Origin of the sequence: Frankia canadensis, assembly GCF_900197875.1 — a bacterium.
GTDB lineage: Bacteria > Actinomycetota > Actinomycetes > Frankiales > Frankiaceae > Frankia > Frankia canadensis.
In genome coordinates, this window is the sequence record NZ_FZMO01000267.1 from 1 (window position 1) to 4,932 (window position 4,932).

Consider the following 4,932-nt stretch of genomic DNA (forward strand, 5'->3'; position numbering starts at 1 on the left):
GGACACCAGCGTGCCGGCCGGCGTGTAGGCGCGGTCGGCGAACGCCTCCGCGATCTCCGCCAGCCCCGCCCCCCTCGACCCGGAGGGCTGCGACGAGCAGGCCGCCTGCGCCACCCACCGTTATCCCCGGTCCGCCTACGACGACGGATGGCCGGCGGCGGGCTAGGGTGCGCCCATGGCGACGATGAACGAGTCCCAGTGGCGGCGGTTCGTCAGCGAGGGCACGCGGACCGGCAAGCTCGCGACGACGCGGGCCGACGGGCGCCCGCACGTCGCGCCCGTCTGGTTCCTGCTCGACGGAGCCGACGTGGTGTTCAACACCGGCGCGCAGACGGTGAAGGGCCGGGCGCTGCGCCGCGACGGGCAGGCGGCGCTGTGCGTCGACGACGAGCGGCCACCGTTCTCGTTCGTCACCCTGTCCGGGCCGGTGACCGTGTCCGAGGAGCTCACCGAGGTGCGTCACTGGGCGACGAGGATCGCCGCCCGCTACATGGGTGAGGAGCTGGCCGAGCAGTACGGGGCGCGCAACGGCGTGCCCGGTGAGCTGCTCGTGCGCCTGACCCCCACCTCGGTGGTGGCCCTCGCCGACCTCGCCGACTGACGCGGCGCCCGGCCCGGCTCAGATGATGTCGGCGGTGCGCGGTGCGTGGTCGATCGGGGGCGTGGTGATGAGCAGGAGGATCTCGTGCACCCGGTTGGCCAGCAGCCGTGAGGGCGCCACGTCGCCGATCGCGACCATCTCGTCGAGCAGCCGCCCGGCGGCCCGCGGATCCTCGTGGATGAGGGTGGCGGCCAGTGCGCCGAGCGCCCAGCCGTGGCTGACAGTGCCGGGAAGGGTCAGGCGCACCGCGCGCTGGGCGGCGGAGCGGGCACCGGGGACGTGCAGCCGGCTCATCGCGTCGGCGACGATGCACGCCTCGCGGCCCTGGTCGAACGCCGGCCAGCCGGGGTGGCGCAGCCCGCGGATGTAGGGACGTTCGCGCAGGCGGGCCAGCGCGTCGTCGAGGGTCTGCTGGTCGCCGGCGGTGGCGGCGATGGACACCGCGAGCCCGGCCGCCCAGGCGTGCAGGTAGGGGTGGTGGACGGCCGCGGCCCGGGCGATGGCGTCGCGGGCGGTCTCCAGGCGGCCGTCGAGGTAGGCGATGACCGCGTCGAGGCTGTGCGCGGTGCCGGTGAGCAGCCGGTCGTCGAGCTGGCCGGCGAACTGGGTGCTCAGCGTGGCGAACCGGCGCGCGCTGGTCGTCTCCCCGCTGTCGGCGGACAGGATCCCCAGGTAGAACGACAGGTAGCCGGCGGCGCGGGTGAGCTCGCGGTGCACGTCCGGGGACAGCCGCCGACCCAGCGCGTCCTGCACACGGCGCCAGTCACCGACGATGGGGCCGAGCAGCACGGTGTGCGGCGTGTTGAACAGGGTCGTGGCGTAGCGGTGCAGCCGGTCGTCGAGTTCGGTGAGGGTGAGCGGGTCGGGGTCGGCGCGGGCGATCTCCCGGGAGATCGTCGCGGCCGTCCGGGCGGCGTCGGACAGGCCGTACCTGTCCCGCAGCGCCCCGCCTATCAGCTCCACGCCGTCCATGCCCCGCATCCCCTCATACGCTGAAGCGGCGTTCACGGGACGCGCGGGCATGCAGGTACCCCGTGCGCCCGTGGCCGCCACCTGGCCGCCCGTCCCCCGGGCTGTCACGACGGCGCCGGGTTCGCACGGGCGTCTGGCGCCGCCCGCGTGCGTCCCCGCGCCCTGCGGACATCCGGCTTCGGCACCCTGCTCCTGGGCGCCGGCGCTGTCCGCGAGGTGAGGGGTCCTGCCTGTGCGTGGCCGGACCGGGTCGTCGACGTGACGTGGGGCACGCTACCGCGCCGGCAGGGGGGTCTGTACAGAGCTTCGCCGAACTCCCCCCGGTCCCCACCTTGTCCACAGGGGACATTTATCCCCTTGCGGTGCAAGGGGGGACAGGTGTAGAGGGGATGGGGGCCTGAACGGGCCAGGTGCGAGCGGTACGGGCCAGCTCAGCTCCCCCGCGGCGCCCGTCGCCACCCGCGTGCGTCGTCTGGCCGCCGCGGCCTGATCGGGGGTCGCCACCGGCACTGGCCGAACCGGCATACCGCCGTCCTCGCGACCGGCGGCGTCCCGCGCGCAGGGACCCCCGACCCTGCCCCGATGCCGCCCTACCCCGCGCCGATGCCGATGCCCGTATCGAGGGGCGTGCGGGGCGGCGGGGCGACCGGTCGGGGTTGCATCCCGCTCGCGTGCGGCCGTGTCGGGTTCAGTCCCCGCCGGGTTCAGTCCCGCCGGGTGCGGTGTCGAGCGGGGCGTGTGGATCGCGGTGGTCGGGTTCGGACAGGACGAGGGCGAGCAGGCCGGGGAAGGCGGCGTCGAACTCGGGGCGGCGCAGCCGGTTGAACCGCCGCGAGCCGACGTCACGCTGCTCGAGCAGGCCGGTGGCGCGCAGCACGGTGAAATGGTGGCTCAGCGTCGCGGGGCTCACGGTGACGGGGAACTGCCCGCAGGGCAGCGTCCAGTCCGGGACGGCGGCCAGCGCCCGCACGAGACGGCGGCGCACCGGGTCACCGAGCGCGTCGAGGGCCTCCTGCAGGCCGACACCCACCGGATCGCGGTGGGTGAGGTTCTTCGCCCGCGCCGAGGCGCTCACAGGTACGCCCGCGCGGCGATCGGCACACCCGGGCGGAGCGGGCCGTGCTCGCCCGCCCGCGTGCCCCGCCTGGCATCGCCCGCTGCCACCACGGCGTCCTCGGCGGCACTGACGGCCGCGGCGCCCCCGTGGGCGCCACCGTCGGCGTCCAGGACGGCGCAGGCGTCGGCGAGCAGGTCCAGCGACAGGCCGAGCGCGCCCGCGAGCGCGGCGACGGTGAAGAACGCCGGGGTGGCGATCCGGCCGGCCTCGATCTTGCGCAGCGTCTCCGCGGACAGGCCGGCGGCGGCGGCGATCTCGACCATGCTGCGCTGCCCGCGCGCCTCGCGCAGCAGCGCCCCGAACCGCTCGCCGCGCTCCCGCTCGGCCCTGGTCAACGCGGTGCGCACCATGGACCCTATAGTAATACCGGTATTTCTATTGGCGCCGCCGGTGGGTCGCTGGGCCCACCGGCGGCGCCACCACGACGGGAAGGACCCCCGGGTCATGGTCGAACTGAAGACGGCCGCCGCGATCGAGGCGATGGCCGGCGCCGGCGCCGTCGTCGCCCGCGCCCTGGCCGCGGCCCGCGCCGCCGCCGCCGTCGGGGTGCGCACCCGCGACCTCGACGAGGCCGCCGCCGCGGTCATCGCCGACGCCGGCGCCACGCCGGCGTTCCTGCACTACCAGCCCGGCTTCGCCCCCACCCCCTTCCCGGCGGTGATCTGCGCGTCGGTCAACGACGTCGTCGTCCACGGCATCCCCGGCAGCACCCGCCTCGCCGACGGCGACCTGGTCAGCATCGACTGCGGGGCGATCCTTGAGGGCTGGGTCGGCGACGCGGCGATCAGCTTCACCGTCGGCACCCCCCGCCCGGGTGACCAGGCGCTCATCGACACCACCGCCGAGGCGCTCGCCGCCGGTGTCGCCGCCGCCAGGCCCGGCGGGCGCCTCGGGGACATCGCCGCCGCCATCGGCGGGGTCGGGCGCGGCGCCGGCTACGGCATCCTGCGCGACTTCGGCGGCCACGGCATCGGCCGGCGCATGCACGAGGACCCCTCCGTCCCCAACGACGGACGCCCCGGCCGGGGCATGCGCCTGCAGCCCGGCCTCGTCCTCGCCCTGGAACCGATGTTCTGCGCCGGTGGGCGCGACACCTACCGCACCGCCCCCGACGGCTGGGCCCTGCACACCACCGACGGTTCCCGCGCCGCCCACGTCGAGCACACCGTCGCCATCACCGCCGACGGCCCCCGCCTGCTCACCGTCGCCTGAGCCACACGCCGCCCACCATGGCCCTCGCCGCGCTGGTTCAGGCCGGTTTGCGGGCTTCGATGAGGTAGCGGGTGGCCCGCGCGGTGAACGGTCCGTGGGCGCGGATGTGCTGATGCAGGTCGCGTAGCCGGGGCCGGTAGGCCTCGACGGTGAAGCCGGGGACCATCCACACGACCGTGCGCAGGAAGTAGACGACGGCGCCGACATCGTGGAACTCGGTGCGCAGCCACTCGCTACGCAGGTCGACGACGTCGAGGCCGGCCGCCTGCGCGGCGGCGCGCGCCCGGTCGGGATGGCGCCGCGCACGTACCCGCGCGGGCTGCGGGCCGAGGAAGTACTCGACGAGCTCGAACACACTCGCCGGGCCGACCTGCTGGGAGAAGTAGGTGCCGCCCGGCGCGAGCACCCGGCTGATCTCCGGCCAGCAGGTCGCCACCGGATGACGGCTGACGACGAGATCGAAGGTGTTCGCGGTGAACGGCAGCGACGTCCCCGCGTCCGCGGCGATGACCGTCACCCCGCGGGGCCGCAGTCGCGCGGCCGCGCGGGTGAGACTGGGCGGCCAGGACTCGGTCGCCACCGTGCGGGTCGCCGCGAGCCGCGGCACGCCGGCGAGGACCGCGCCGTTGCCGGTCTCGATGTCGAGGGCGATCCCGGCCCGGGCCAGACGCGCGCCCATCGCCCGCGCGTACCCCCACGACGGCCGCTGCTCGCTGGCCCGCCCCGCCAGCCAGGAGAAGTCCCAGTCGTCGACCGGTGCCGCCGCGGCCTCGTCGATCAACGTATCGCCGTCGTCCGACCGGTCCACCATGTCGGGATCGTGCCACGGTTGACCTCCCGCCCGCGGGGGCTTGTGCCCCCGATACGACCGCAGGTCACGTCTGGTGCCCAGGCGATGCGACACTTGGGACGAGGACGGTCTCCTGTCCTACGCCCTCTCCGGTGGCCCCTGACCCGCCCCGTGCGCGGGCGGGGGATGGCGGGCGATGGCGAGGGTGGCGCGGGGGCTGGTCCGCTTGGGCAGCACGAG

The 4,932-nt window shown here is 75.5% G+C and carries 5 protein-coding genes and 1 pseudogene; 2 read left to right on the plus strand and 4 right to left on the minus strand.

The annotated features are described in order from the left end of the window. The first annotated feature begins 175 nt into the window (after positions 1 to 175). Positions 176 to 601 (plus strand): PPOX class F420-dependent oxidoreductase, encoded by a 426-nt coding sequence (locus C1A33_RS19980; RefSeq protein WP_101832963.1) that lies wholly within the window; start codon positions 176 to 178, stop codon positions 599 to 601. 18 nt (positions 602 to 619) lie between these two features. Here C1A33_RS19980 and C1A33_RS19985 read toward each other — a convergent pair whose 3' ends face one another. From C1A33_RS19985 to C1A33_RS36825, 3 genes and pseudogenes are all read right to left on the minus strand, one after another. Then, a complete protein-coding gene (locus C1A33_RS19985; RefSeq protein WP_165818480.1) occupies positions 620 to 1,573 on the minus strand; it encodes a hypothetical protein in 954 nt (317 codons plus the stop codon). A 688-nt stretch (positions 1,574 to 2,261) separates the two neighbouring features. Next, positions 2,262 to 2,648 (minus strand): ArsR/SmtB family transcription factor, encoded by a 387-nt coding sequence (locus tag C1A33_RS19990; RefSeq protein WP_101832965.1) that lies wholly within the window; start codon positions 2,646 to 2,648, stop codon positions 2,262 to 2,264. 158 nt (positions 2,649 to 2,806) lie between these two features. After that, positions 2,807 to 3,040: pseudogene (locus C1A33_RS36825) on the minus strand (helix-turn-helix domain-containing protein); the annotation flags it as partial. Positions 3,041 to 3,134: 94 nt separating this feature from the next. On the opposite strand from C1A33_RS36825, the gene map reads away from it, so the two are divergent. Beyond that, entirely contained in the window at positions 3,135 to 3,902 is a 768-nt protein-coding gene (gene map / locus C1A33_RS20000) for a type I methionyl aminopeptidase (protein WP_101832967.1), read from the plus strand. Positions 3,903 to 3,939: 37 nt separating this feature from the next. Here map and C1A33_RS20005 read toward each other — a convergent pair whose 3' ends face one another. Further along, positions 3,940 to 4,713, minus strand: a complete 774-nt coding sequence (locus C1A33_RS20005) for a class I SAM-dependent methyltransferase (protein ID WP_101832968.1) — start codon at positions 4,711 to 4,713, stop codon at positions 3,940 to 3,942. Between the last annotated feature and the right edge of the window lie 219 nt (positions 4,714 to 4,932).